At 39.8% G+C, this 25,418-nt stretch carries 25 protein-coding genes; 19 read left to right on the forward strand and 6 right to left on the reverse strand.

Annotation, left to right across the window (positions count from 1 at the left end):
• Nucleotides 1–45 precede the first annotated feature (45 nt).
• Nucleotides 46–1,092, reverse strand: coding sequence for a tRNA preQ1(34) S-adenosylmethionine ribosyltransferase-isomerase QueA (gene queA, locus SanaruYs_RS12695; RefSeq protein WP_127122933.1), 1,047 nt, complete (start codon nt 1,090–1,092; stop codon nt 46–48).
• Between the two features lie 229 nt (nt 1,093–1,321).
• Between queA and SanaruYs_RS12700 the strand changes: the two genes are divergently transcribed.
• Together SanaruYs_RS12700 and SanaruYs_RS12705 are read left to right on the forward strand one after the other, a co-directional pair.
• A complete protein-coding gene (locus SanaruYs_RS12700) occupies nt 1,322–2,581 on the forward strand; it encodes an ABC transporter permease (protein ID WP_127122934.1) in 1,260 nt (419 codons plus the stop codon).
• Nucleotides 2,582–2,723: 142 nt separating this feature from the next.
• Nucleotides 2,724–3,989 (forward strand): ABC transporter permease, encoded by a 1,266-nt coding sequence (locus SanaruYs_RS12705; protein ID WP_127122935.1) that lies wholly within the window; start codon nt 2,724–2,726, stop codon nt 3,987–3,989.
• Nucleotides 3,990–4,083: 94 nt separating this feature from the next.
• On the opposite strand, the gene recA is transcribed toward SanaruYs_RS12705, so the two are convergent.
• On the reverse strand, nt 4,084–5,118 hold the full coding sequence (recA, locus tag SanaruYs_RS12710) for a recombinase RecA (RefSeq protein ID WP_127122936.1): 1,035 nt from the start codon (nt 5,116–5,118) through the stop codon (nt 4,084–4,086).
• Nucleotides 5,119–5,471: 353 nt separating this feature from the next.
• Here recA and SanaruYs_RS12715 point away from each other — a divergent pair, with 353 nt between their 5' ends.
• From SanaruYs_RS12715 to SanaruYs_RS12735, 5 genes are all read left to right on the forward strand, one after another.
• Complete coding sequence (locus SanaruYs_RS12715) at nt 5,472–6,587, forward strand: lipid A deacylase (protein WP_127122937.1); 1,116 nt, start codon at nt 5,472–5,474, stop codon at nt 6,585–6,587.
• Nucleotides 6,571–7,617, forward strand: coding sequence for an aminopeptidase (locus SanaruYs_RS12720; protein ID WP_127122938.1), 1,047 nt, complete (start codon nt 6,571–6,573; stop codon nt 7,615–7,617). Before SanaruYs_RS12715 ends, SanaruYs_RS12720 begins: the two co-directional genes overlap by 17 nt.
• Nucleotides 7,618–7,717: 100 nt before the next feature.
• Nucleotides 7,718–8,407, forward strand: a complete 690-nt coding sequence (locus tag SanaruYs_RS12725; protein ID WP_127122939.1) for a response regulator — start codon at nt 7,718–7,720, stop codon at nt 8,405–8,407.
• 122 nt (nt 8,408–8,529) lie between these two features.
• Nucleotides 8,530–9,573, forward strand: coding sequence for a sensor histidine kinase (locus tag SanaruYs_RS12730; protein ID WP_127122940.1), 1,044 nt, complete (start codon nt 8,530–8,532; stop codon nt 9,571–9,573).
• A gap of 206 nt (nt 9,574–9,779) precedes the next feature.
• Nucleotides 9,780–10,208, forward strand: coding sequence for a hypothetical protein (locus SanaruYs_RS12735; RefSeq protein ID WP_127122941.1), 429 nt, complete (start codon nt 9,780–9,782; stop codon nt 10,206–10,208).
• Between the two features lie 83 nt (nt 10,209–10,291).
• Here SanaruYs_RS12735 and SanaruYs_RS12740 read toward each other — a convergent pair whose 3' ends face one another.
• On the reverse strand, nt 10,292–10,453 hold the full coding sequence (locus SanaruYs_RS12740) for a type II toxin-antitoxin system antitoxin (RefSeq protein ID WP_127122942.1): 162 nt from the start codon (nt 10,451–10,453) through the stop codon (nt 10,292–10,294).
• Nucleotides 10,454–10,602: 149 nt separating this feature from the next.
• Nucleotides 10,603–11,454, reverse strand: coding sequence for an SPFH domain-containing protein (locus SanaruYs_RS12745; protein ID WP_127122943.1), 852 nt, complete (start codon nt 11,452–11,454; stop codon nt 10,603–10,605).
• A 297-nt stretch (nt 11,455–11,751) separates the two neighbouring features.
• On the opposite strand from SanaruYs_RS12745, the gene SanaruYs_RS12750 reads away from it, so the two are divergent.
• From SanaruYs_RS12750 to SanaruYs_RS12780, 7 genes are all read left to right on the forward strand, one after another.
• Nucleotides 11,752–12,468, forward strand: a complete 717-nt coding sequence (locus SanaruYs_RS12750) for an RluA family pseudouridine synthase (RefSeq protein ID WP_370684887.1) — start codon at nt 11,752–11,754, stop codon at nt 12,466–12,468.
• A gap of 182 nt (nt 12,469–12,650) precedes the next feature.
• Nucleotides 12,651–13,094 carry a 50S ribosomal protein L13 gene (rplM, locus tag SanaruYs_RS12755; RefSeq protein ID WP_127122945.1) on the forward strand — a complete coding sequence of 148 codons (444 nt, stop codon included), beginning with the start codon at nt 12,651–12,653 and terminating at the stop codon, nt 13,092–13,094.
• 3 nt (nt 13,095–13,097) lie between these two features.
• A complete protein-coding gene (gene rpsI / locus SanaruYs_RS12760; protein ID WP_127122946.1) occupies nt 13,098–13,484 on the forward strand; it encodes a 30S ribosomal protein S9 in 387 nt (128 codons plus the stop codon).
• Between the two features lie 11 nt (nt 13,485–13,495).
• Nucleotides 13,496–14,257, forward strand: a complete 762-nt coding sequence (gene rpsB / locus SanaruYs_RS12765; RefSeq protein ID WP_127122947.1) for a 30S ribosomal protein S2 — start codon at nt 13,496–13,498, stop codon at nt 14,255–14,257.
• A gap of 87 nt (nt 14,258–14,344) precedes the next feature.
• Nucleotides 14,345–15,175 carry a translation elongation factor Ts gene (tsf, locus tag SanaruYs_RS12770; protein WP_127122948.1) on the forward strand — a complete coding sequence of 277 codons (831 nt, stop codon included), beginning with the start codon at nt 14,345–14,347 and terminating at the stop codon, nt 15,173–15,175.
• Nucleotides 15,176–15,324: 149 nt separating this feature from the next.
• Nucleotides 15,325–15,615, forward strand: coding sequence for a septum formation initiator family protein (locus tag SanaruYs_RS12775; RefSeq protein ID WP_127122949.1), 291 nt, complete (start codon nt 15,325–15,327; stop codon nt 15,613–15,615).
• Nucleotides 15,616–16,158 carry a hypothetical protein gene (locus tag SanaruYs_RS12780; protein WP_127122950.1) on the forward strand — a complete coding sequence of 181 codons (543 nt, stop codon included), beginning with the start codon at nt 15,616–15,618 and terminating at the stop codon, nt 16,156–16,158.
• On the opposite strand, the gene SanaruYs_RS12785 is transcribed toward SanaruYs_RS12780, so the two are convergent.
• On the reverse strand, nt 16,155–17,234 hold the full coding sequence (locus SanaruYs_RS12785; protein WP_127122951.1) for an Ldh family oxidoreductase: 1,080 nt from the start codon (nt 17,232–17,234) through the stop codon (nt 16,155–16,157). The two genes, SanaruYs_RS12780 and SanaruYs_RS12785, sit on opposite strands and share 4 nt — an antisense overlap.
• Nucleotides 17,235–17,321: 87 nt before the next feature.
• Here SanaruYs_RS12785 and SanaruYs_RS12790 point away from each other — a divergent pair, with 87 nt between their 5' ends.
• The 3 genes from SanaruYs_RS12790 (at nt 17,322) to SanaruYs_RS12800 (ending at nt 21,538) form a co-directional block, all read left to right on the forward strand.
• Nucleotides 17,322–18,941, forward strand: coding sequence for a DUF4139 domain-containing protein (locus tag SanaruYs_RS12790; protein ID WP_127122952.1), 1,620 nt, complete (start codon nt 17,322–17,324; stop codon nt 18,939–18,941).
• Between the two features lie 127 nt (nt 18,942–19,068).
• Nucleotides 19,069–21,036 (forward strand): TonB-dependent receptor plug domain-containing protein, encoded by a 1,968-nt coding sequence (locus tag SanaruYs_RS12795; protein ID WP_127122953.1) that lies wholly within the window; start codon nt 19,069–19,071, stop codon nt 21,034–21,036.
• Nucleotides 21,026–21,538 (forward strand): YfiR family protein, encoded by a 513-nt coding sequence (locus SanaruYs_RS12800; protein ID WP_127122954.1) that lies wholly within the window; start codon nt 21,026–21,028, stop codon nt 21,536–21,538. The genes SanaruYs_RS12795 and SanaruYs_RS12800 overlap by 11 nt, the downstream gene beginning before the upstream one ends.
• A 56-nt stretch (nt 21,539–21,594) precedes the next feature.
• On the opposite strand, the gene SanaruYs_RS12805 is transcribed toward SanaruYs_RS12800, so the two are convergent.
• Entirely contained in the window at nt 21,595–22,515 is a 921-nt protein-coding gene (locus SanaruYs_RS12805) for a Ppx/GppA phosphatase family protein (RefSeq protein WP_127122955.1), read from the reverse strand.
• A gap of 96 nt (nt 22,516–22,611) precedes the next feature.
• On the opposite strand from SanaruYs_RS12805, the gene SanaruYs_RS12810 reads away from it, so the two are divergent.
• On the forward strand, nt 22,612–24,183 hold the full coding sequence (locus SanaruYs_RS12810) for an acyl-CoA carboxylase subunit beta (protein WP_174842774.1): 1,572 nt from the start codon (nt 22,612–22,614) through the stop codon (nt 24,181–24,183).
• A gap of 30 nt (nt 24,184–24,213) precedes the next feature.
• The gene (locus SanaruYs_RS12815; protein ID WP_127122956.1) at nt 24,214–25,284 is read left to right on the forward strand and encodes a M42 family metallopeptidase; all 1,071 of its coding nucleotides are present in this window, start codon (nt 24,214–24,216) and stop codon (nt 25,282–25,284) included.
• Nucleotides 25,285–25,418 lie beyond the last annotated feature (134 nt).

The raw sequence follows: 25,418 nt of genomic DNA on the forward strand, positions 1-25,418 counted from the left end.
GGCCTCTTTACTTTTTTTACTATTCTATATCCTGAATGCTGAAGTTTATATAATAAGCATTGCATCACCATACGTCAGGAACTTATATTTTTCTTTCTTAGCTGCGTTATAGGCCTCCATTGTTAAATCAAAACCACCGAAGGCAGCTGTCATCATCAATAAAGTTGACTCAGGCTGGTGAAAGTTAGTTACCATGGCATTACAGATTTTGAAATCGTAAGGCGGGAAGATAAAACGATCTGTCCATCCATCGCGTGGTTTCAATCTATTTGTAGCGGATACAGATGATTCCAACGCACGCATAGTAGTTGTACCAATTGCACAAACACGATTCTTATTATCAAGCGCTTTATTAACAGCATTTACTGTTTCTTCACCCACAATAAAATTTTCAGAATCCATTTTGTGTTTAGTCAGGTCTTCCACATCAACTTGGCGGAAAGTACCCAAACCAATGTGCAGGGTAATGTACGACATGTCTACACCCTTCAACTGCAAACGCTTTACCAACTGGCGTGTAAAGTGCATACCGGCCGTGGGGGCAGACACAGCACCTTTATGCTTTGCGAAAATTGTCTGAAAACGTTCTTTGTCTTCAGGCTTGATTTTACGCTTAATGTATTTAGGAAGTGGTGTTTCACCTAAGGTTTCAATTACCTTATCGAAATCAGCAGAAGTGCCATCAAATAAAAAGCGAATAGTTCTTCCGCGTGATGTTGTGTTGTCGATGACTTCGGCAACTAAATCGCCATTACCAAAATACAGCTTATTACCTACACGTATTTTACGGGCAGGATCTACCAGCACGTCCCAAAGGTGCATTTCGGCATTAAGTTCGCGCAATAGGAAAACTTCAATTTTCGCACCTGTTTTTTCTTTGCGGCCATAAAGGCGGGCAGGAAAAACCATAGTGTCATTGGCAACCATAATGTCGCCATCATCGAAGTAATTAACAATGTCTTTAAAAACCTTGTGTTCAATTTTACCACTATCACGATGTACCACCATCAAACGCGATTCATCGCGGTTGTCGGCAGGTTCCATGGCAATTAGATTAAGAGGGAGTTCGAATTTGAATTCGGATAACTTCATAGCTTACGGGCTAACATTTAATGCTTTTTTACAGGCCTGATCCTGCAAACCCTTGTTAGTAAGGCTCCGCCATCTAAGGGCGGATTTTAGCGGTTTACAATAATTTTAAGGGCGTAAAAATAAGGTCACTTTAATCGATTGGTACTCGCAAAGGCAAATTTTTGTAACAAAAAAGGTCAAAAGGCAGTCATAGCCGTAATTTTAGTGCTTAGCCTCCGACATACAGCTTATGTTTTTAGTACGCCAAATTCTTGAAAGCTTCAGGTTTGCCATTACTGCGCTTAAATCCAATCTTTTACGCACCATTTTGTCTCTGTTGGGAGTAACAGTCGGTATTTTCGCAATTATTGCCGTGCTAACAATGGTTGATTCTTTAGAGAAGAATATTAAGGACAGTCTTAATTTTCTTGGAAGTAGTGTAATCTATGTTGAGAAATGGCCTTTTAATACCGACCCGGACTTCGCCTGGTGGGAATATTTAAGAAGACCTCAAGCATCTTACAATGAGTACCGTTTCCTAGAATCAAAATTAAAGCATCAAAGTTCCATTGCCATATTTGCAGGTCGTGGCGGACAAGTTGTAAAGCGTAAGAGCAGTACTATTGGCGATATCAGACTTGTGGGCGGTAGCGAAGGATATGACGGTATTTTTGAATTAAATATTGAGAGAGGACGCTATTTCATACCAGAAGAATTCTTAGCAGGCAGAAATGTAGCCATTATTGGCTATGAAGTAGCAAATGGATTATTCCCCAATGGAGAAGATCCAATTGGACAAACGGTGAAAATCAAAAATCTGCAATACGTTGTTGTCGGTGTTACTAAAAAAGAAGGTGAAAGCTTTATGGGTTTTACCAGTAACGATTACACAACGATTATTCCTTACAATAATTTCAGGAGGTTGTATCAGACAGGTTCTGGCAGGTACAATGAAATACCCTCAAGAATAGGCATTAAAGGTTTTGAAAGTGATATAGGGTTAGTTGAATTAGAAAATGAAACCAGAGGCTTATTAAGATCCAAGCGTGGTTTAAAACCTCGGGATAAAGACACCTTTGTGATGAACAGACCGGAAGCAATTGCAAATGCCATAGGCAGTTTATTTGATGTTGTTGGGTTAGCAGGCTGGGTAATAGGTGGCTTCTCTATTTTAGTAGGTGGCTTCGGTATTGCCAACATCATGTTTGTTTCAGTAAAAGAGAGAACAAGCATTATAGGTTTGCAAAAGTCACTTGGTGCCAAAAACTATTTCATCTTATTCCAGTTTCTTTTTGAAGCAGTTTTCCTAAGTCTGATTGGTGGCTTGGGTGGATTATTCTTAGTGTGGTTGATTACTTTTATTCCTATGGGTAGCCTGGAAGTGGTATTAACCGTTAAAAATATAGTATTGGGATTAGGTGTGTCTACAGTAATTGGTTTAGTGTCGGGTATTGTTCCGGCTGCCATGGCTTCGCGCTTAGATCCAGTTGCGGCAATTCGTTCGAATTGATGGTTGATGGTTATTCGTTGCAGGTTGATCGTTGTTGGATGACCTTTAGTAGTTATTTGAAATTAATACGAACAACCAATAACGACCAACCAACAACAAGTATGTTTATTGCTTAATTTGAGTTTGAAATTTTATAAGTCCTATGTTCTTAGTCCGTCAGATTTTTGAAAGTTTTCGCTTTGCTGTAAATGCACTTAAGTCGAACTTGCTCCGAACGATACTTTCTTTGCTTGGCGTTACGGTGGGTATTTTTGCCATTATTGCTGTGTTAACTATTGTTGACTCACTAGAAAAGAACATCAAGGACAGCTTTAACTTTTTAGGAACAGGAGTGGTGTATGTCGACAAATGGCCATACACAGCAGACAACACCGGAGAATATAAGTGGTGGGATTTCTGGCGCAGACCTAATCCAAGCTATAATGAATTTAGATTTCTTCAGACTAACTTAAAAAATGCGGATGCGATTGCCATTCTTGCCCGTAAGGGGAATATGGTTATCAGAAGAAAAAGCAGCAGCATTGGTCAGATTATGCTGATTGGTGGAAGCGAGGGTTATGATAAAATATTTGAAGTAAATGTAGAGAATGGTCGATACTTTACTTTAGATGAATTAGATGGAGGAAGAAATGTGGTGATTTTAGGTCATGAGGTCGCTAGGGCACTTTTTCCAAATAACGAGAGCCCTATTGGACAAGAAGTAAAAATCAAGAACCTGAAATACATTGTAATTGGTGTTGTAAAAAAAGAAGGGGAAAGTTTTATAGGAACGCCCAGCAACGATTATGCTTGCGTAATTCCTTACAAAGCGTTCAGAGGCTTGTATCAGACCGGTACCGGCCGTTGGAATGAAACAGGATCAAGCATTGGCATAAAAGGAAAAGAAACTGATATAGGTTTAGTTGAATTAGAAAACGAAATGCGTGGCTACTTGCGTGGTCGCAGGGGATTGAAGCCAACAGAAAAAGATAACTTCGCCATTAACCGACCAGAAGCTATTGCCAATGTAATTGGTAGTTTGTTTGATGTAGTTGGTTTGGCCGGCTGGGTTATTGGTGGTTTCTCTATTTTAGTAGGTGGCTTTGGTATTGCCAACATCATGTTTGTATCTGTGAAAGAGCGAACCAGTATTATTGGCTTACAAAAATCGCTGGGTGCAAAAAACTATTTTATTCTCTTTCAATTTTTATTCGAAGCAGTCTTTCTGAGTTTAATTGGAGGTCTCGCAGGCTTGGTTCTGGTGTGGCTGATTACTTTTATTCCGATGGGTAGCTTGCAGGTTGTGCTTACAATAAAAAATATTGTACTTGGCTTAGGCGTGTCTACTGTTATTGGTTTGGTTTCTGGTATAGTTCCTGCAGCCATGGCGGCTAGGTTAGATCCTGTGGCAGCTATACGTTCGAATTAGTGGTTGTTAGTTATTCGTTGGTCGTTATTCGTTGTTGGTTGTCAGTTTGTCAATGCATTTTTAGACGAACAACCAACAACGAACAACCAACAATTTATTCTTTCTCTTCAGCTAATACTGGTTTGCCACTATCCTTAGCAACCATTACCAGATCTTTAATTTTCTTCTCCAGTTCATCAGCAAGTTCAGGATTATCTTCAATCAATTGCTTAACAGAATCACGACCCTGACCAAGTTTGTTGCCATTGTAAGAGAACCATGAACCTGATTTTTGAATCACATTTAACTCAACACCAAGGTCAATAATCTCACCTACTTTAGAAATACCTTTACCGTACATGATATCAAACTCAACAACTTTGAAAGGAGGTGCCACTTTGTTTTTCACCACTTTCACTTTTGTACGGTTACCATTAATATCATCACCATCTTTAATCTGTCCTATTCTGCGAATGTCAAGACGAACAGAAGCGTAGAATTTTAAGGCATTACCCCCAGTAGTGGTTTCAGGGTTACCAAACATTACACCGATTTTTTCGCGCAACTGGTTGATGAAAATACAAGAACATCCTGTTTTAGCAATCGTACCTGTCAGCTTACGCAGGGCTTGCGACATTAAACGTGCCTGTAAACCCATTTTGCTTTCGCCCATTTCACCTTCCAATTCACCTTTAGGAACCAAAGCAGCAACGGAGTCGATTACGATAATGTCTATGGCGCCAGAACGAATCAAATGATCGGCAATCTCTAAAGCTTGTTCACCATTATCGGGTTGAGAAATCAATAGGTTTTCAGTGTCGATACCCAGTTTCTCGGCATAAGACTTGTCAAAAGCATGTTCTGCATCAATAAAGGCAGCCAAACCGCCCTTCTTCTGTGCTTCGGCAATCATGTGCATGGTAAGGGTTGTCTTACCAGATGATTCTGGGCCATATATTTCTATTACCCTTCCTCTCGGAATACCGCCAATTCCCAGGGCAATGTCTAAACCTAAAGAACCTGTTGAAATAGCGGGAATATCTACTACACGCTCATCGCTAAGTTTCATAATGGTACCCTTGCCATAAGTCTTCTCCAGTTTATCGATCGTCAGTTGAAGGGCCTTTAGCTTCTCTTTTGCGTCACTCATATATGTTTTATTTATTTATTACAGATTCAAATACATTTAGTTAAGCTTCCTATTTACTTCTCCTTCGGAGAGGATTACAGGTGAGTCTATCAAAAGGCTTAATTTAATGGAATTCATTATAATTAATTAGGTCAAAGTACGCGACTGGGTCGCTAATTAAAAAGCCTCTAAACCGCTTGCGACATCAATTGTCGTTTTATTTATGCCCAATCAGTCTGTTTGCTGAGTGGAAGGATATAAACTGCGACCCAAACAAAATATGGGATGGTTTTTTCCCTTTAACTTTTAGTAATACTGCCAATGGTTGTGGTAGGCTGTATCTCGAACGCGTCCTTTCGCTATATTCGCAATCCATGAAATACCTGATTTTTTGTTTAATGCTCTTCACAGGCTTTTCAGTCAAGGCTCAGCTTGATAACACCGCTTTTGATCAAAAGTTAAGTCTTAGCCCTCAAGACTCTAATCGCCTGTACGCGGGTATTCGTCTTTTGGCTTTTGGCAAAAACAACGAGTACTTCGAAACTACCTACAGTGGTTATACTTTGTTTGGTTATCAGCTTAACCCCTTTGTTTATTATCAGGTTGGTAGCAAACTCAGGTTGGATGTTGGGGCTTATCTGCAACAAGATTTTGGCAACGATCGCCTGTCTACCTTTGTGCCCACACTTTCCCTTAAATTCAAACACAGAGATTTCTCAGCAACGATTGGCACCATAGAAGGCAGCTTGCATCATCAATTAGTAGAGCCGCTTTACGACTTCGAGAATGTGTTAAATAAACGTATTGAAAACGGACTACAATTTTTAGTTGAGCGAGACGGACTTTTTGTAGATACCTGGGTAAACTGGGAGAAGATGATCTACTTCAACGACCCCGATCAGGAAAGATTTGTTGCTGGCTTGTCGTTAAATAAGGAAGTGTTAAGCAAAAATGATTGGTCGCTTTCAGTTCCGATTCAGGCAACTGTACGCCACGCAGGAGGGCAGATCGATAGTAATCCTCAGCCACTCACTTCTGTATTTGCTTCTGCCAGTGGTTTTAATATTAATAAAAGCACCAGTGGTTTTATTAAAGCCTTTGGTTTAAAATCTTACTTCCTCACGTATAAAAGTCTTACCAGCCGTATTGTTCCATATAAAGATGGCAATGGCATTTACATCAATCCTTATGTGCAATCAAATTTTGGGTTAAGTGTTATGGGTAGTTATTGGTATGGTAATGAGTTTTTAACCAATGATGGTGGGCAGATGTATCCAGTTACAACGGAACGCTATCCGTATTTAGTTCAGCAGGCTCGCATACTTTATATGTTACGATTTTTATACGAAAAGAAGTTAACAACAGGCCTGACTTTGACTGCGCGTGTAGAACCAATTTATGATACCTATACCAGCAACATTCAATATGCTTATGGCTTTTATTTCAATTTTACCGATCGCTTTTTTCTAGGGCATGCAAAAGAAAAGTAGAGTTGGCAGGAAAATATTTTTATTCAGTGCAGGCATTTTATTGTTGCTCTTCGCCATCTATCAAGAGTTGGTAGTGTATGGTGTAAGGCAGGGGATAGGGCAGGCAAAAATAATCTGGTATGCTAAACCGGTGGAGGATTTTATTGCAGACCCTAATTATCCGGATTCATTAAAACAAAAACTTTTGCTGATAGGAGAGATCAGGCGCTTCGCCATAGACTCACTTGGGCTTAACGATACCGATGTATATAAAAAAATGTACGACCAGCAAGGCAAGCCAATCATGTGGGTAGTGCAGGCCTGCGAACCGTTTGCTTTGCAATCGGTAAAATGGACCTTCCCGCTTATTGGTGCTGTACCTTACAAAGGTTTTTTCAAACAAGAGCTTGCGCTTGCTTTACGCGATGAATTGAAAGCATCAGGTAAAGATGTAATGGTTCGTAACCCCGGTGGCTGGTCTACACTTGGTTGGTTCAACGATCCCATCTTGAGTAATATGCTGAAACGAAGCGAGGGCGATCTTGCCAGTTTGATTATTCACGAAATGGTGCACACCACCATGTTTATTAAGGATAGCATAGACTTTAATGAGAACCTGGCCAATTTTATTGGTGACGCAGGGGCTCTGGAGTTTGTGCGACATAAATTTGGCAAAGAAAGCAAGCAATATTTTGAGTATTTGTATGAAGACGATGATTATACATTGTTTGCCGAACACATGTTAAGGGGAACCAAGAGGCTGGATAGCTTGTATACAACTTTTGAAGAACAACAAAGTATTGAGGAAAAGAAGCAGTTAAAAGAAGCAACAATCCGCTCGATTGTAATGAGATTGGATACCCTTTCCCTTAAGCTTGTGGAGAAGCCTTCAAAACGGTTTGTTAATCATTTGCCCAACAATGCCTATTTCATGTCTTTTATGCAATATGAAGCCAAACAGAATTATTTTGAAAGAGAATGTGAAGCCAGGTTTAACAATGATTTGAAGAAATATCTCGAGCACCTTAAGCAGAAGTACGCATCTGACTGATGTTAAGACCTTTTGCCCATAATTAAGGAATTGTTAAGAAAAGACTTCGTATTTTTAAATAGAGTACTACTCCCTACTTTTGACCATTAACTGAAATACCATGCCCACAAAGCCCGCACAGAAAGTCTTGGTTGTAGATGATGAGGAACCAATCCTGGAGTTACTCAAGTATAACTTAGAAAAAGGGGGCTACGATGTAAAAACAGCCAGCGATGGAATGAAAGCCGTTGAAATTGCCAAGCGTTTTCTTCCCGATCTCGTTTTGCTGGACATTATGATGCCCAAAATGGATGGCGTGGAAACTTGCCGACAAATTAAGGGCATACCTGAACTGGAAAAAACCTTTGTGGTTTTCCTTACTGCAAGATCAGAAGAGTATTCGGAGGTGGCAGCGTTTGATGTTGGAGCCGATGACTATATAACCAAGCCCATTAAACCCCGGGCACTCATGAGCCGCATAAGTGCCTTGTTTCGCAGGGATACAAAGAAAGAAGCGCCTTCCAGCCAAATTTCAATTGGCGAGCTTACTATAGATAGAACCAGTTACACCATTAAGATCCGTAATAAAGAAATTAACCTGCCTAAAAAGGAATTTGAGTTGCTTTATTTTCTGGCTCAAAACCCCAACAAGGTTTTCAGTCGCGAAGACTTGCTACAAAATATCTGGGGTTCGGATGTTTATGTGCTAGCCAGAACGGTGGATGTACACATTAGAAAAGTGAGAGAAAAAATTGGGGAAGACTTTATTACTACCGTTAAAGGCGTAGGGTATAAGTTTAGCTTAAATTAATTTGGTGATTTGTAAATTCGTTGATTCGATGATTGCTTAAATGTTACCTTTATATTTGAATAAAGTTATTGAAAAGTTATCTATATCAACGAATCAAGTAATCAACGAATCACCGAATCATCATGGTTTATAGTTCGCGTGTACTAGCCCTTCTGCTCGCTTTTTGCATTTCGCTGATTACAACCTTATTCCTTTCTCTTTTTAAAGGCATTGAAACAAGTGCACTACTGGTTTCTGCTTTTATCAGTTTATCTGTTTCCTACCTGCTAACTTTTGTTGTGTTGGAGTTTTTGATTTTTCGTGAAGTCAATAAAATCTATAAGCTGGTAGGCAAACTCAAAAAGAAAGAATTGGGTGGTTTAGGAAAACAGAAATCGGGAACATTAAACCCACTGCAAAGTATTAACGAAGAGATCTTTTCATTTGCAGAATTGAAGCAGAAAGAAATTGATGAACTGAGAAAACTGGAAGCTTTTCGAAAAGAATTTATTGCAGATGTATCACATGAGTTGAAGACACCCATTTTTGCAGCACAAGGTTTTGTACATACTTTGTTAGATGGGGCAGTGAACGATAAAAATGTTCGCACTAAGTTTTTAAAGAAAGCAGCCAAGAGTCTTGATGGGTTGGATGCACTCGTACAAGACTTACTTACACTTTCGCACATAGAAACAGGCCAGATTAAAATGCACTTCGAAACCATAGACATGGTGAAGTTGACTGAGGAAGTGATAGAACAGTTTGAGGAAAAAGCAGAAGAACGAAAAATAAAATTACGCATTGACGGACATCCTCATAAAGTGATTGCCTATGCAGACTGGCAGCGTATCAATCAGGTAATGACAAACCTCATCTCAAATGCTATTAAACACTCCAGTGAAGAGAGTGAAGTGTTGATTAGTTTTGAAGTAACCAAGAAAAATATAATCACTAGTGTGCGTGATCATGGGGAAGGTATAGCACAGGAACATTTGGTTCGTATATTCGAACGTTTTTACAGAGTAGATAAAAGCCGCAGTCGCGAAAAAGGCGGAACAGGTTTAGGTCTGGCCATTGTAAAACACATCTTAGAAAATCATAAAAGCAAACCTGAAGTCGAGAGCGTAATCGGTAAAGGTTCAGTATTTAGTTTCAGACTTCCGCGTGCAAAGCCAGAGGAGGATTGAGAATTAATTCAATATATCTAGAAATGAATTGATAGATTTCTAAACTATCTTCTCTCAGAAATAATTACACGTTTAAGATATCATTTGAACCAATCCTGATAACCCTTATCACGATATTTGGGCTCATCAATTTGATTTTCCGAAAAAGGATTAGAGTCAGCTTGATTAAACTGTGCAGTTATTTGATTTCAAGTATTGAATCACCTATGAAATTTACGCAAATTGGAAGACCCATTATTATGGTATGCATAATAGTTGAGATGACTTTAATTGGGTTTATGTTGTTCTATGCTGAAAAGCCCTCGCACGAGCTTATGTTTGGTTTTAGCACATTTCTTTTAGTGTTTCTTATTTTCTTTTATAAGCTTGAAGTTAAAGTTAGCGACACCAAACTGGTCATAGCATTTGGAATTGGATTAATAAGGAAAACAATTCCAATCCATAGTTTGCAAGAAGCCAGGCCTGCAAAAAGTTCTGTCGCTGGTTCTGGTCAAATTTCTAACTATATGCTTTACAGTTTAGGTGGCGTGGATTGTGTTGAAATCCTGTTTAAAGATAAACTTAAATCTATTAGGGTAGGAAGTGATGCACCGACACAACTGAGTGATTTTTTAAACAGTAGAATTCAAAAGTAGCATCAGTAGTATGTTGGAAATGTTACTTGGTTTCAGAATAATGTTTTAGATTTCTAAAAGAAATATATAAAAACTTAAAGTGCTTATTTTGTTTTTGACTTAACTCTACCTTCTTCTTTCAAAGCCTTAGAAAGTAAAAACTCGATCTGACCATTGGTGCTTCGAAATTCATCAGCGGCCCATTTTTCGAGTGCCTTTAATATCTCTGGTTCTATCCGAAGTACAAATGGTTTTTTCTGAGCCATAATGATTCGTAAATTGTTAATCAATGTCGTTTAGTTAAGATTCCATATTCTCCCTTCTGGAAGAGGAATGGAGGTGAGTCTACCTGCACGTAGCCGTTTCGGCATAGGCAGGGCCATAATAAAGGCTTAACTAAACGACCTTGAATTTATTAATTATGCAAAGTACCTGTGTTTACTACAGGACTAACATCTTTATCTGCGCAAAGTACAACCATTAAATTACTAACCATGGCTGCTTTTCGTTCCTCATCCAAGTCAACAATATTGTGCTTCGACAATTGTTCCAAAGCCATGTGCACCATACTTACAGCCCCCTCTACAATTTTATGACGTGCTGCTACTACTGCTGTAGCCTGTTGCCTACGCAACATAGCGCCTGCAATTTCAGGTGCGTAAGCAAGATAACCAATGCGTGCTTCAATAACATGAATGCCCGCAATCTCCAATCGCTTGCGTAAGTTTTCTTCAAGTGCATGGTTCACTTCAGTATGCCCTGAACGAAGCGTTAATTCTTCTTCAGAATCGAAATTGTCATAAGCAAATTCACCTGCAAGTGTTCGCACAGCAGAATCGCTTTGTATGCGCACAAAGTTTTCATAATTATCTACTTCGAAAGCAGCTTTGAAAGTATCTTTTACCTGCCACACCAGAATTACACCGATTTGAATAGGGTTCCCCACTTTATCATTTACTTTTATTTTTTCGCTATCGAAATTTCGGGCACGCAGCGATATTGCCTTCTTAGCGAAAAATGGATTAACCCAAAAGAAGCCATTGGATTTTGCTGTGCCTTTATAATCTCCAAAAAGCACAAGTACTACCGAGCTGTTAGGGTTAATGAAAAAGAAACCCGGTATTAATATGAGCGCGAAAACTAATGGAAAAACAAAGATTGGATGTCGCATTGCAATCAGGCCAAACAAACTGAAGCAAAAGGTTAAAAAAATGATCACCAGCATTACATAACCTGATATGGGCGAAAAGTCTTTTTCATTTTTCATCTTACTAGAATTTTAGGGTTGAGGACGAATAAAATAAGGTGCATAAATTTCAGTGATTCAATGTCGTTTACTTAAGCTCTATTTATACTCTCCCAGGCAGAGGCAAGTGTGAGGGCAAAGAAAAGAAGGCCTACGTGCACGACATTGTTAGTACTAGGTAAATTTCATATTTAATTCCCTTTGATATTAAATTGATATCATATTGATAAACGGTTTGCGAAAAATAAAGTTTCAGGGTGGTGAAAAAAAATCCGTCCCGAAAAATGGTAACTTTGTACTTTCAACTACCAAATTCGATTGAAAGCCTCCAAAATATCCATATCCGACATTCTTCTTTTTGAAAATGAAGATTTCTTCCTTGTGAATAAGCCGCCATACATGTCTACACTAAATGATAGAGTAGAGAAGGTAAATCTGTTGGCACTGGCAAAGGAATATTCGGATGATGCGCAAGCCTGCCATCGCTTAGATAAGGATACTTCAGGTGTGCTGGCCTTTGCCAAAAATCCAGAGGCTTACCGTCACCTGAGTATGCAGTTTGAGCACCGCGAGGTCAATAAAATTTACCATGCAGTAGTCGATGGGATTCATCGATTTCAGGATCAACTGGTAGACGCCCCCATTCTAAAGCAGGATGATGGCATTGTTAAACTCTCCCGTATGGGTAAAGAGGCACAAACCTATTTTACCTCCGTTAAATCTTACCGTCAACATACATTAATAGAGTGTAGGCCCATTACCGGTCGGATGCACCAAATCCGTATCCATTTGTCAAGTCTGGGAGCTTCCATTGCGGGAGATGAGCAGTACGGAGGAAGGCCGGTCATGCTTTCGCAGCTAAAACGGGGCTTCAATCTTAAAAAATATACCGAAGAGCAGCCACTGATGAAAAGGATGGCACTACACGCGTTTTCGCTTGAATTCAACCTTATTAATGGTGAAAAACAACGATTTGAGGCACCTTACCCTAAAGATTTTGCGGCCTTGGTGAGGCAGCTAGACCTGGCCTCTTAAGTTTGCAACCGATAAAAATCAGGACACATTACGTTTCCAACTGCTAATTACTTGATTGTCAGTTAATTTTGCTCATTTGTGTTATTATTAACGCGCCACTTTGGATAATCTCAACCAAACACCTACTTTTGTGTCCCTTTTTAGAAGAGAAGGGTATTTAAACAATTAAAACTTAAAATAAAGTGGATCATTTAAGTTACAAAACCACTCACGCCAACAAAGCAACTGCTGAGAAGAATTGGGTATTGGTTGATGCAAAAGATCAAGTTCTTGGTCGAGTAGCCAGCCAGGTGGCAAGCATTATACGTGGAAAAAGAAAGGTCAACTTCACACCTAATGTGGATTGTGGAGATCATGTGGTAGTTATCAACGCTGAAAAGGTAAAGATGACAGGCCGTAAGTTAACGCAACGCGTATTGTTCACACACTCTGGTTATCCAGGTGGACAACGCGAGCATACACCTACGCAGATCCTGAGCAAACACCCAGAGCGCTTGATTGAACACGCAGTACGCGGTATGCTTCCTAAGAATAAACTTGGCAACGAGTTATACAGAAGCTTGCATGTATACGTGGGCGATCAGCACCCTCACGAGGCACAACAACCTAAACAGATTAAATTCTAACACATGGAGACTAAAAATGCAGTCGGTAGAAGAAAGACTTCCATAGCCCGTGTTTACATAACACCAGGCAATGGCGCTATTCTTATCAATAACCGCGAATTGAAAACATATTTCTTATCAGAAATACATCAAACTACTGTGAAGCAGCCTTTAGCAGCTACTAAACTGGAAGGCCAATATGATGTAACAATTAATGTAGAAGGCGGTGGAATTAAAGGACAAGCCGAGGCAATCCGTTTAGGTATTGCTCGTGCCTTGGTGCGCATAAGCGAAGAAAACAGAGCAGCCCTGAAAACAGACAACCTGCTTACCCGTGACTCGCGTATGGTTGAACGTAAGAAGTTCGGTCGTGCAAAAGCAAGAAAGAGATTCCAGTTTAGCAAGCGTTAATCGATACGACAATGGCACAAAAAATTACCTATCAGGAATTATTGGAGGCAGGTGTACATTTTGGTCACCTTACCCGCAAGTGGAACCCAAAGATGGCCGAGTACATCTTTATGGAAAACAATGGTATCCACATTATAGATTTGAACAAGACTTTGTCATGCCTGGATGAGGCTAGCTTCGCTTTGAAGAATATTGTACGTTCTGGTCGTAAGATCATGTTCGTAGCAACTAAGAAGCAAGCTAAAGACATCATCACAGATGAGGCAACACGCTTAAACATGCCTTTCGTAACCGAGCGTTGGTTAGGTGGTATGTTAACAAACTTCGCTACTATCCGTAAGTCATTGAAGAAGCTTTCTCAGATCGAGAAGTTGATGAAGGACGAAGCGTTTACCAACCTTGCAAAGCGTGAGCGTTTGATGGTAACACGTGAGAAGGCTAAGTTAGAGAAATTGTTAGGCGGTATTACCGATCTTAACCGTTTACCTGCTGCACTTTTCATCATTGACGTTAAGCGTGAGCACATCGCAGTCACAGAAGCATTGAAGTTGAATATCCCTGTATTTGCTATGGTGGATACTAACTCAGATCCTACTACTGTAGATTTCCCTATACCTGCTAATGACGATGCTTTCAAATCAATCTCTATCATTGTGAAACACATTGGTAAAGTAATTGAAGAAGGATTGGCAGAGCGCAAGAAGGACAAGGAAGATGTAGCTTCTAAGAAAGACGAAGAAGAAAAGCGTAAAGTTGACGAGACTGTAGCTTAAGATTATTTAAAATTCAAAATCTGAAATTCAAAATTCAGGGTTTCAATTTTGAACCTTGAATTTTGAATTTTTTTAATTTATAAACATATGATATCAGCACAAGACGTAAACAAACTCCGCACAATGACTGGTGCGGGTATGATGGATTGTAAAAAGGCCCTTACCGAAGCAGAAGGTGATTTCGAAAAGGCAATTGAAATATTAAGAAAGAAAGGACAGAAAGTATCTGCTTCCCGTTCTGATCGCGATGCAAAAGAAGGTTCTGTTTTTGTAAAGAGCAGCGATGATAAGAAAGAAGCAGTATTGATCGCCCTTAACTGCGAAACTGATTTCGTAGGTAAGAACGAAGAGTTCCAAAACTTAGGTAAGTTGATTGCTGAAACGGCTTTCACTAATAAACCTGCTACAAAGGAGGACTTACTAACACAAGCTGCCGGTGGTGGCTTAACCATCAATGATAAAATCATTGAGTTGGTTGGTAAAATTGGTGAGAAGATCGAGATCAGCGAATATGTGCGTATGACTGGTGAAGCAGTTGTGCCTTACATACACATGGGTTCTAAATTAGGTGTGTTGGTTTCACTGAAAGGTGTTAATGGCAAAGATGTAACTGAAGCAGGTAAGGATGTAGGTATGCAAATTGCAGCCATGAACCCTGTAGCTGTTGATGAAACACAAGTTGATAAATCCCTTATCGAAAAGGAATTGGAGATTGCTAAAGCGCAAATCCTTGCTGAAGGCAAGCCAGAAAACATGGTAGAGAAAATTGCTGCTGGTAAATTGAACAAGTTTTTCAAAGACAGCACTTTGTTACCTCAGACTTTTGTGAAAGACAGCTCTAAGACTGTAGCACAATATTTAGACAGCGTAACTAAAGGGTTAACAGTAGTTGAGTTTAAGCGTGTAATGATTGGTTAATCCATCAATAAAATAGTAAAAAAAAAGGGAGTCTATTGACTCCCTTTTTTTGTTTTTAAACTATGTATGTAGGCCTCTGTCATTTTAGGATTTTCCTGGCCTTTTTATATTAGATTGCTTTTACTACCTTAGCTATCATTTTTTAAACTATGTTGAAAAGAGTAAATCCTATTTTTCGCAACTTTTATGTTGTTGGGACAGTCTTCTTTCTTGTATGGATGTCTTTCTTAGATCAAAACGACTTCCTGTCCAGATTCAGGTTAACAGCCAAGCTCCGATCTTTAGAAGCAGAGAAGGAGTATTATGAGGAAAAGATTGAAGAGGTACAAAAGGATCATGACGATCTTTTTGGTGACCGCGAATCGGTTGAGAAATTCGCGCGTGAAAAATATTTAATGAAAAAAGAGACCGAAGAAATCTTTTTAGTCGTTGAAGAATAAATGAGATTATCACTTACCCTGATTGTTACTTTTCTATCTATTAACCTCGTTTTTGCACAACGTGAAATAGGAGAAGACACTGGTTGGAGTCTGAAGGATAGAATGTATGTTGGTGGTGGTTTAGGTATGGATGCCGGCCGCGACTTTAACGGTTACCGCTATTTTTATGCACAGGTATCACCAATACTTGGGTATATGCTAACACCGAAACTCTCTACAGGTGTTGGTATCAATTATACTTACTTAAATTATTCAGACCTGGATATTTCAACTTCTCAATATGGTGGAAATCCTTTTTTACGTTACAATGTAACAAACGAGTTATTCGCACTTACAGAATATAACTTTATCAGTGTTGATCCAGACATTTTTAACGATAATAATGAGCGAGTAATATTCGAGCGTTTTCTGGTGGGTGCTGGTTATACGCAGCGAATCGGAACACGCGGGGCTCTTAACTTTGTCGCCTTATACGATCTTAAGTTTACTAATTCAGGACCTTTCGGTTCACCTTGGGTTCTCAGGGTTTTCTTTTCCTTTTAGAAATTTACCCCAAATTTTTTCCCAAGCTCAGTAAGGTCTTCAACCACTTTGGCATTAAGCGGTATGCCACTGGTTAAGCGAATTTTCTCCATTTCTCTCTCAGGATCTCCGGGAATTAACACACGATCTTTTCCTTCTACAGTTTTGGCACTTCTAAAACGAGTTATCCATTTATCCATGTGTGTTTTAAATTCTTCGGCAGGTCTAAATGCATCAACACGCATGGCACCGAAAAAGTGACCTATACCCTCGCCCACCGGGTCGGCTGGTGGTTGTAAAAAAGCAACAAAGGGAGGAACCCAAGGGCCATAGTTAGCACCTGAGAGTACTGCCGAAAAAATATCAACCACAGAACCTAAAGCATATCCTTTATGGCTGCCATGTTCATAATCGCTGCCCAACGGAATAAGCGCACCACCATCCTTTAACTCATGTGGATTAGTAGAGGTATTACCATCCTTGTCTTGTATCCAGCCAGTGGGTGCTGTTTTATTTTTTCGTTGTAAAATTTCTAGTTTGCCATTGGCAGCAGTGGTGGTAGCAAGATCAGCAACAAAGGCAGGTTGCTCTTTAGCAGGCACTGCTACCGCGATGGGGTTGGTTCCCAATAGACGCTCCGTTGAAAAAGTTGGAGCAACAAGCGGACTCGCATTGGTCATGGCCATGCCGATCATATCGTGTTGCAAAGCCATCATAGCATGATAGCCAGCTATACCGAAGTGATTAGAGTTTTTAACAGAAACCCAACCAGTACCTGCAACTTTAGCTTTTTCTATGGCTATTTGCATGGCTTTAGGGGCAACCACTAAACCAAGACCGGAATCGCCATCTACTACTGCTGTGCTGGGCGTTTCATAAACTACCTTTACATTTGCTTGTGTATTAATGCGCTTGGCTTCCCATAATCTTACGTATCCGGATAATCGAGCAAGACCATGAGAGTCAATACCACGTAAATCGGCACTGAGTAACACATTGGTAGCCAATGCTGCGTCTTCAGGTGAGCAACCAATTTTTGCAAAAACAGTTAGAGCAAAAGATCGGAGCTGCTCAAAAGGGAGGGTAACGTCTGTCATGGCACAAAGATAGAACGAAGCTGAAATATTTTAAGTTATGGTATGGAATTAGCCCTATAACCGCATCTTCTTTATAAATTTCTATATATGAGAAAACTTATGCTAGTAGCCTTGTTTGCTTTAATGCATGTACAGGCCTATACACAAACCGAACTACGCGTTGATAGTAAGATTACCGATGTAACAGTATTTTTAAATAAAGCGCAGGTTACACGAGAGGTTAAAACCAAGGTAGGCGCGGGTCGCAGTACTTTGGTAGTTACCGGGCTTACTGCATTGTTAGATCAACAATCCGTACAAGTATCGGGTAAGGGTAAGGTGGTGATTGAAGGAATCTCGCATCGCCAGAATTTTTTAAATGAATTCAATATGCCTGCTAAACTAAAATCACTGAAAGATTCCGTTGAGTTATTGCAAAGACAACTGCAATTAGAGCAGAGCCAGAAGGAAATCCTTAACAAGGAAGAGCAAATGTTGTTGAGTAACCAAAAAATTGGTGGCACACAAAGCAACCTAACAGTGGCGGAATTAAAAGCAATGTCAGACTTCTTTAGAACAAGAATGACTGATATAGTAACCACACGGATGAAGCATGAAGATAAAATCAGGAAGGCGAATGCCAGTATTGTGCGCTTGCAACGACAGATAGCAGAACAAAATGATATGTATAGCCGCAATACAAGTGAAATTGTTGTGGCGCTTTCTGCGGATGCAGCAACAGCAGTAGAGTTGGAACTAAATTATGTAGTTGGCAACGCTGGATGGCAACCCATTTATGATTTGAGAGCTACTAATACTAAAAGCCCTGTTCAGCTAAATTACAAAGCAAATGTTTACCAGAGCACAGGTGAAGAATGGAATAATGTAAAACTTACCCTAAGTACCGCAAACCCAAGTGAAGGCGGTGTAAAACCTGAACTCTACACATGGCTACTTGATTTCTATATACCACAACCTATTTATGGTAACAGGAAAATGGAAATGCAAAGTAAGCCAGCTATGCGTAGCATGGTTGCAGCTGAAGAATCTGCTGTGGTTGCTGATAGATTGCAAGAAGTAGAAAGTATGTCAGGATTTGTAAACACCATTCAAACTTCGCTCAATACAGAGTTTGCTATTAGTCTGCCATACACTGTGTCTTCTGCCAATAAACCAACAATGGTGGATATTAGAAGCTATGAGATGAAAGCAAGCTATGTATATTCAGTTGCGCCAAAGCTTGACAACGATGCATTTTTATTGGCAAAAGCAGTGGGTTGGGAAGATTTTAACCTGCTTCCTGGACAAGCCAACATATTTTTCGAAGGTACTTTTGTAAGCACCTCTTTTATTGATCCGAATTCTATTAAAGATACGCTTGCAATTTCTTTAGGTCGCGATAAGCGGGTGGTAGTAAAACGTGAAAAACTAAAGGATTTCAGCAGCAGAAGGACAATAGGTAGTAATCAACGCGACACCTATACGTTTGAGATATCTGTTCGTAACACTAAGGCAGAATCAATACAGCTTATCGTTGAAGATCAACTACCAATATCGATGAATAGCCAGATTGAGATTACTGCGTTAGATAGTGGTGGTGCAAGGTTTAATAAAGAAACCGGTAAACTGATTTGGGAGGTAGGTTTACAACCCAATGAGACAAAGAAATTTCAATTTAAATACGAAGTAAAATATCCAAAGGATAAGCAAATAAGCGGTCTAGAATAAAAAAGAAGCCCTCCGAAGAGGGCTTCTTTTTTTCAATGATTTAAATCAGAGCTAATCGCTTGATTGACAATTGCATTCTTCCTTTCTATTCGTACTTTTGGGCTCCAATTTAGCCCCCTGTCTATTTATGTTTAAACCCTTTTTAGGAGCGGTTTTAATAATCGCTTTTGCGTCCGGTTTTGCCAAAGCACAAGACCTGGACTCACTACTGAACGTGAATGCCTTTACCGCAGAGAGTGATCTGCAAAAACAGCTTAATCAATCAACAAAAGTAGGTTCTGGATTTTCATTGACTACCCGAGAAACGCCAGGTATTGTAAGCGTGATTACACGTGAAGACCTTGAGAATTCAGGTGCGCGTGATATTACTGATGTTCTACGACTTATTCCAGGTTTCGATATCTCGCAAGACCTGCAATTTGTACAGGGCGTAAGCTTGCGTGGCAATTGGGCTAACGAAGGTAAAGTCCTTTTCTTGCTGGATGGTCAGCCAATGAATGACCTCCTTTATCAGACTGTTGCTCTGGGTAATCGTTTTCTCATTGAGACAATAGAGAGGATTGAAATTATTCGTGGTCCTGGTTCAGCAATTTATGGTGGCTCTGCTGAATATGGTGTAATCAATATTATTACCAGAGCAGCGAGTTCTTTAAATGGAGTGGCGGTATTTGCAACCGGTGGTCTACATTCTTCAGCTGTAGGTCGTAGCAATGCAGGTGTAATGCTTGCACAAAAAAATAAAGACTTATCATGGGATCTTACAGCCTATCAGGGAAAGGCAATTGCCAGTGACGGTGATTATCAGGATTATTTTGGAGAGTCTGATCCGGTGAATCTAACAGACCTTGCATCGTCAGACCCAACGAATATAAACCTTGGTATAAAATATAAGGATGCTTATGTGCGTGCTGTCTATGATAACTTTGAGGTAACAGATCCGACAACAGAAATTTCTTACCAGAGTTATTTCCTTGAAGCTGGGTATGCTTTTAAAATGAATGAGAAATTTACACTGGCACCAAAATTCCAGTTTCAAAAGCAGAACCCATGGGATTATGATTATTACGAAACGCCTGAGAATGATTTTAATACGGATGCCCAACGCGTACTGGGGCAGTTAGATGCTAACTACGATTTAAGTAGAAGGGTTAACATAAATATGGGGGCGTTGTACTTTCAAGATAAGGGCGTTGATAATCTTTATGAAGAAACGCTTATACTGAAAAATTACGCATTCTATACTCAGGCCTTATTTAAACATCGTCTGGCGAATGCCACTCTTGGTTTCCGCTTCGAGAAAAATAATCGCTACGATGGTGCTTTCGTACCACGCATGGCGCTCACGAAAAAGATTGAAAATCTTCATTTTAAACTTTTATACAGCAGGGCTTTCCGTTCTCCTTCAATACAGAATGTAAAACTTGACACAACGGGGGCATTACCAGAAATTTCTGATGTTTTTGAATTAGAAGTTGGTTACCAATTTACACCCGAAATGTTGCTTTCTGTTAATGCTTTTTACTTATCGACTAAAGATGTGCTCATTTATGGCTTTGAAGAGACAGATGTCGATTTTAATGAATGGTATGAAAACTATGATAAATCAGGGAGTCGTGGACTGGAATTGATTTACAGTGTGCGAAAAGCTTTATGGTATGTTAATGCCACTTATTCTTTTAGTGAGGCCTTAGCTGGAAACACAGTGGATAAATACATCGTAACGCAAACAACAAGGCAATATGCAGGTCAGTTAGCGCACAAGTTCACTTTACAAGCAAATGTTTATGCAACAAAGAAATTGTCTGTTAACGCCTCATTGATAGCAGGTGGCAAGCGCTTTGCATACTTATCTGATTTGAATGGGGAGGGCGTTGTGTCTGAAGAGTTACCAGCTTATACCCTGGCAAATATTTACTTAAACTATAAAAATTTACTTCCTGGCCTGAATATTGGAGTAGGGGTTTATGATTTATTAAATGAGAAACCAGCAATTGCTCAAGCTTATAACGGAGAATATGCTCCATTGCCAGGCAGAAGCCGGGAGCTTGTTCTTAAACTATCGTATCAATTAAATTTCAAGAGTGATGAGAAGTAAATTTATTTTACTGGTTATCTGTGTAGCTGCGTTAAGCTTTGTTGCTAAGGGACAAACAACCAACTACCAGGCATATTCTGTTTTTGTTTATGGCATGACAAAGTATATGTCTTGGCCATCTAATAATAAAGCAGAGTTTGTTATTGTGGTGTTTGGCAAGTCGAAGGTGTACGATGAAATGATGAAAGGGCTATCCGGAAAAACCGTAAACGGCTTACCGATAAAGATTGTCCAGGCTGAAGATATTTCAACGGTTGGTGAACCTCATATCCTTTATGTTTCTGAAGGTAAGAGCGGGCAATTAGACGATGTTAAAAAAATGACTTCAGGAAAGCCTGTATTAATTATCGGAGAACGTGAAGGATTGCATAAGAAGGGAGCAGGTATGAGTTTCATTGCGATCGATAATAAATTGCGTATCGATATCAATAATGTTGAGCTTTCAGGAAGAAACATAAAGACTTCTACTCAAATGCAGGCCCTTGCTCACGAGATTATTTAAAGGTTATAGTAGTTACTCCGAATAATTGAAAGAGTCAGCCTTAGTGCTGGCTCTTTTTATTTTAAGGAAGCGAGTATTCCTTCTTTAAGTGCATAAGTAGATACCCTTATTTGTTTGAAAGTGTATTTATCCAATAGAAAATTTATTAAACAACATGCTACCACAATCATATCTACGCGCATTTCGATCATTCCGGGTATCATCATGCGATCTTCCCGGTTTTTGATCAATAGCTCTTCATAGATGTCATTAAATCCCTGAATGCTTAGTGGCGTTTCAATATCTTCTACGCTACTGTTCAAGTCATGTTTTATACAATGAATATCACTTAAAGTATCGAATGTACCCGAAGAGCCGACAAGTGTTTTTGGCTTCCATTGGTTAAGTGCATCAAATAAGGCTGGTAATTGAGAAGCGAAGTATTGATTAAGTTGGTCGATTTCATTTTGATCGATTGGATCAGTGCGATGAAACATTTCGAGCAACCGTTGGGCACCTATTTCAAAACTTTGCTTCCATACAATTTCTTTTTCATTACCAATGATAAATTCAACACTACCTCCACCTATGTCCATTACTAATGAATAATCCCTTCCCAATGCAAGCCCTGAGCGCACGCCCATAAAAATGAGCTCTGCTTCTCTGTCCCCCGAAATAATGTTAATGTCTATACCCGCTTTTTCTTTGAAGGTCTTTACCACCTCTGAAGCATTTTTTGCATTGCGAAGGGCACTAGTGCCAAATGCAAAAATGGCCATGGTATCATATTGATCGATGGTAGTTTTAAAGCTTGCTAAGGCACGAACAGCCCTTTCTATGGCATCTGGCTGAATTATACCCTCGTTAATACCGCGCTGGCCTAATCGAACAGCTAGTCGCTCCCTGTAAATAAAAGTATATTGTTCTTTTACCTTCTCAGCAATAAGCAGGTGAAAAGTATTGGTACCGAGGTCAATAATGGCTATTCTTTCCTGCATATTTTTGGACACGCAAAAATAGAAGGATTTACCATTTAGGCTTCTTGTATAGCCTAAAGGGCGCTATATTTCGGGCTGTTATTATTTAAAGAGATCATGACGAAAAGGAGCATAAACGACCCGGTATTGCAGGCTAAATTTGATGAACTGGACCGCAAAAATAATGAATCATTGCTGGGAGGAGGCGCCAAACGTATTGAGCAGCAGCATGCTAAAGGGAAACTAACTGCGAGGGAAAGAATACACCTATTGATGGATGAAGGTTCTTTTGAAGAGCTGGATAAATTTGTAATGCACCGATCCAAAGATTTTGGATTAGATAAAGAATATTATCTGGGCGATGGTGTAGTTACCGGATATGGCACCGTTTCGGGGCGTTTGGTTTATGTTTTTTCACAAGACTTTACTGTTTTTGGGGGCTCACTGTCCGAAACACATGCCGAGAAAATAGTTAAGATCATGGACATGGCCATGAAAAATGGAGCACCTGTAATAGGTTTGAATGATTCTGGTGGTGCGCGTATTCAAGAAGGTGTGGTGTCACTCGGTGGTTATGCAGATATTTTTTATCGTAATACACTGGCTTCTGGAGTTATTCCACAGATATCCGCTATCATGGGCCCATGCGCAGGTGGTGCAGTATACTCACCAGCTATTACTGATTTCATCTTCATGGTAGAGAACACCTCTTTCATGTTTGTAACTGGGCCTAACGTTGTAAAAACAGTAACACACGAAAACGTAACAGCAGAAGAGTTGGGTGGTGCTTCTACCCACAGCACTAAAAGCGGTGTAACACATTTTGCATCCGCTAATGAAGTAGAATGTATTCAAAATATTAAACAGCTGCTTAGCTATCTTCCACAAAATTGTGAGGACACTGCACCACGCAAAGCTTATACAGAAGGTAATGAACTGAGACCAGCGCTTAACACCATTATTCCGACTAACCCTAACCAGCCTTACGACATGCGTGAGGTGATTAGTGGTGTGGTTGATGAGAGTTCGTTTTTCGAAGTGCATAAAAATTTCGCTGAAAATATTGTAGTCGGTTTTGCCAGATTAGGAGGAAGAAGCATCGGTATAGTTGGTAATCAGCCAGCGGTATTAGCTGGTGTTTTAGATATTGATGCAAGTGTAAAAGCAGCACGCTTTGTTCGTTTCTGCGACTGTTTCAATATTCCGTTGTTGGTATTTGAAGATGTGCCGGGTTTTCTACCAGGTACAGATCAGGAGTGGAACGCCATTATTACCAATGGTGCCAAATTGTTATTTGCATTTTCAGAAGCCACCGTGCCTCGCGTAACTGTAATTACACGTAAGGCTTATGGCGGTGCGTATGATGTAATGAACAGCAAACACATCGGTGCAGACTTAAACTATGCATGGCCTACTGCTGAAATTGCAGTGATGGGCGCTAAAGGCGCAGCCGAAATTATTTTTAAGAAGGAAATTGCAGAAGCTGCTGATCCAAAAGCAAAACTAGATGAAAAGGTAGACGAGTACACACGTAAGTTTGCAAACCCTTATCGTGCTTCGCATCGTGGGTTTATCGATGAAGTAATTTATCCTGATCAAACTCGTGAAAAATTAATGCGTGCCTTTAAGATGCTGGAGAATAAAGTAGATAAGCTACCGAGGAAAAAGCATGGTAATATTCCGCTGTAATTAGCAATTTGAAATTTTGAATTTTAGAATATGGATAAGAAGAGCAAAAAGTTTTTATACGACTATTTAAACAATGCATCACCAACAGGTTTCGAATCTTCTGGTCAGGAGATATGGTTGGATTATCTTAAGCCATACATTGATGATTATATTGTTGATGTATATGGTACTGTTGTTGGTGTAATAAACCCAAAAGCAGCTTACAAAGTAGTGATTGAAGCACATGCCGATGAGATTTCATGGTTTGTCAACTACATCACCGATGATGGCTACATCTATGTGCGCAAAAATGGAGGTTCCGATCATCAGATTGCACCGAGTAAACGCGTAAACATTCATACTGAAAAGGGAATAGTAAAAGGTATTTTCGGCTGGCCTGCTATTCATGTTCGCGACTCTTCCAAGGAAGAAGCTCCGTCATTGAAGAACATCTTTATTGATGTAGGTGCAGAAAGTAAGAAGGAGGTTGAGGGTATGGGCATACATGTAGGCTGCGTAATCACTTTCGAAGATGAGCTAATGGAGTTAAATAACGATTGGCTGGTTGGCCGCGCCCTGGATAATCGTATGGGTGGGTTTATGATAGCAGAGGTGGCTAGAAGATTAAAAGAAGACAAGAAGAAGCTGCCTTTCGGTCTCTATATCGTCAACTCGGTGCAGGAAGAAATTGGTCTTCGGGGTGCTGAAATGATTTCGCGCAGAATTAAACCTGATTTGGCAATTTGTACAGATGTTACTCACGACACACAGTCGCCCATGTACAATAAAAAGGAAAGTGGCAATTTGAAGGCAGGCTCAGGCCCGGTGCTATGCTACGGCCCAGCTGTTCAGAACAATGTTTTAAAAATGGTTTTACAAACAGCTGAAAAGCAAAAAATACCCTTCCAACGTCAAGCCGTTTCCCGATCTACCGGTACAGATACGGATTCATTTGCCTATTCTGCAGAGGGGGTAGCATCTGCTTTAGTTTCGCTTCCGCTCAAATACATGCATACAACTGTAGAAATGGTGCATAAAAAGGACGTGGAAAATGTAATTCAGTTAATTTATCAGTTCCTTTTGCAGCTCAAATCAGGGCATGACTTTAGGTATATTAAGTGATTTTAAGCAAAAAAAGCCATTTTTTATATAAAATGGACTTTTAATAGCACAGCATTTGTAAAAACCTTACATCAGAAAGTTTGAGTTTTATATAGGCCTCTCCAGATTGTTGGGGAGGCCTACTTTTGTATCAA

It is taken from the genome of Chryseotalea sanaruensis, assembly GCF_003990915.1.
Classification (GTDB): domain Bacteria; phylum Bacteroidota; class Bacteroidia; order Cytophagales; family Cyclobacteriaceae; genus Chryseotalea; species Chryseotalea sanaruensis.

Coding starts and splice junctions, on each gene's coding strand:
- queA (WP_127122933.1), bottom strand. CDS start 1,092: ATGAAGTTATCCGAATTCAAATTCGAACTCCCTCTTAATCTAATTGCC.
- SanaruYs_RS12700 (WP_127122934.1), top strand. CDS start 1,322: ATGTTTTTAGTACGCCAAATTCTTGAAAGCTTCAGGTTTGCCATTACT.
- SanaruYs_RS12705 (WP_127122935.1), top strand. CDS start 2,724: ATGTTCTTAGTCCGTCAGATTTTTGAAAGTTTTCGCTTTGCTGTAAAT.
- recA (WP_127122936.1), bottom strand. CDS start 5,118: ATGAGTGACGCAAAAGAGAAGCTAAAGGCCCTTCAACTGACGATCGAT.
- SanaruYs_RS12715 (WP_127122937.1), top strand. CDS start 5,472: ATGAAATACCTGATTTTTTGTTTAATGCTCTTCACAGGCTTTTCAGTC.
- SanaruYs_RS12720 (WP_127122938.1), top strand. CDS start 6,571: ATGCAAAAGAAAAGTAGAGTTGGCAGGAAAATATTTTTATTCAGTGCA.
- SanaruYs_RS12725 (WP_127122939.1), top strand. CDS start 7,718: ATGCCCACAAAGCCCGCACAGAAAGTCTTGGTTGTAGATGATGAGGAA.
- SanaruYs_RS12730 (WP_127122940.1), top strand. CDS start 8,530: ATGGTTTATAGTTCGCGTGTACTAGCCCTTCTGCTCGCTTTTTGCATT.
- SanaruYs_RS12735 (WP_127122941.1), top strand. CDS start 9,780: ATGAAATTTACGCAAATTGGAAGACCCATTATTATGGTATGCATAATA.
- SanaruYs_RS12740 (WP_127122942.1), bottom strand. CDS start 10,453: ATGGCTCAGAAAAAACCATTTGTACTTCGGATAGAACCAGAGATATTA.
- SanaruYs_RS12745 (WP_127122943.1), bottom strand. CDS start 11,454: ATGAAAAATGAAAAAGACTTTTCGCCCATATCAGGTTATGTAATGCTG.
- rpsI (WP_127122946.1), top strand. CDS start 13,098: ATGGAGACTAAAAATGCAGTCGGTAGAAGAAAGACTTCCATAGCCCGT.
- rpsB (WP_127122947.1), top strand. CDS start 13,496: ATGGCACAAAAAATTACCTATCAGGAATTATTGGAGGCAGGTGTACAT.
- tsf (WP_127122948.1), top strand. CDS start 14,345: ATGATATCAGCACAAGACGTAAACAAACTCCGCACAATGACTGGTGCG.
- SanaruYs_RS12775 (WP_127122949.1), top strand. CDS start 15,325: ATGTTGAAAAGAGTAAATCCTATTTTTCGCAACTTTTATGTTGTTGGG.
- SanaruYs_RS12780 (WP_127122950.1), top strand. CDS start 15,616: ATGAGATTATCACTTACCCTGATTGTTACTTTTCTATCTATTAACCTC.
- SanaruYs_RS12785 (WP_127122951.1), bottom strand. CDS start 17,234: ATGACAGACGTTACCCTCCCTTTTGAGCAGCTCCGATCTTTTGCTCTA.
- SanaruYs_RS12790 (WP_127122952.1), top strand. CDS start 17,322: ATGAGAAAACTTATGCTAGTAGCCTTGTTTGCTTTAATGCATGTACAG.
- SanaruYs_RS12795 (WP_127122953.1), top strand. CDS start 19,069: ATGTTTAAACCCTTTTTAGGAGCGGTTTTAATAATCGCTTTTGCGTCC.
- SanaruYs_RS12800 (WP_127122954.1), top strand. CDS start 21,026: ATGAGAAGTAAATTTATTTTACTGGTTATCTGTGTAGCTGCGTTAAGC.
- SanaruYs_RS12805 (WP_127122955.1), bottom strand. CDS start 22,515: ATGCAGGAAAGAATAGCCATTATTGACCTCGGTACCAATACTTTTCAC.
- SanaruYs_RS12810 (WP_174842774.1), top strand. CDS start 22,612: ATGACGAAAAGGAGCATAAACGACCCGGTATTGCAGGCTAAATTTGAT.
- SanaruYs_RS12815 (WP_127122956.1), top strand. CDS start 24,214: ATGGATAAGAAGAGCAAAAAGTTTTTATACGACTATTTAAACAATGCA.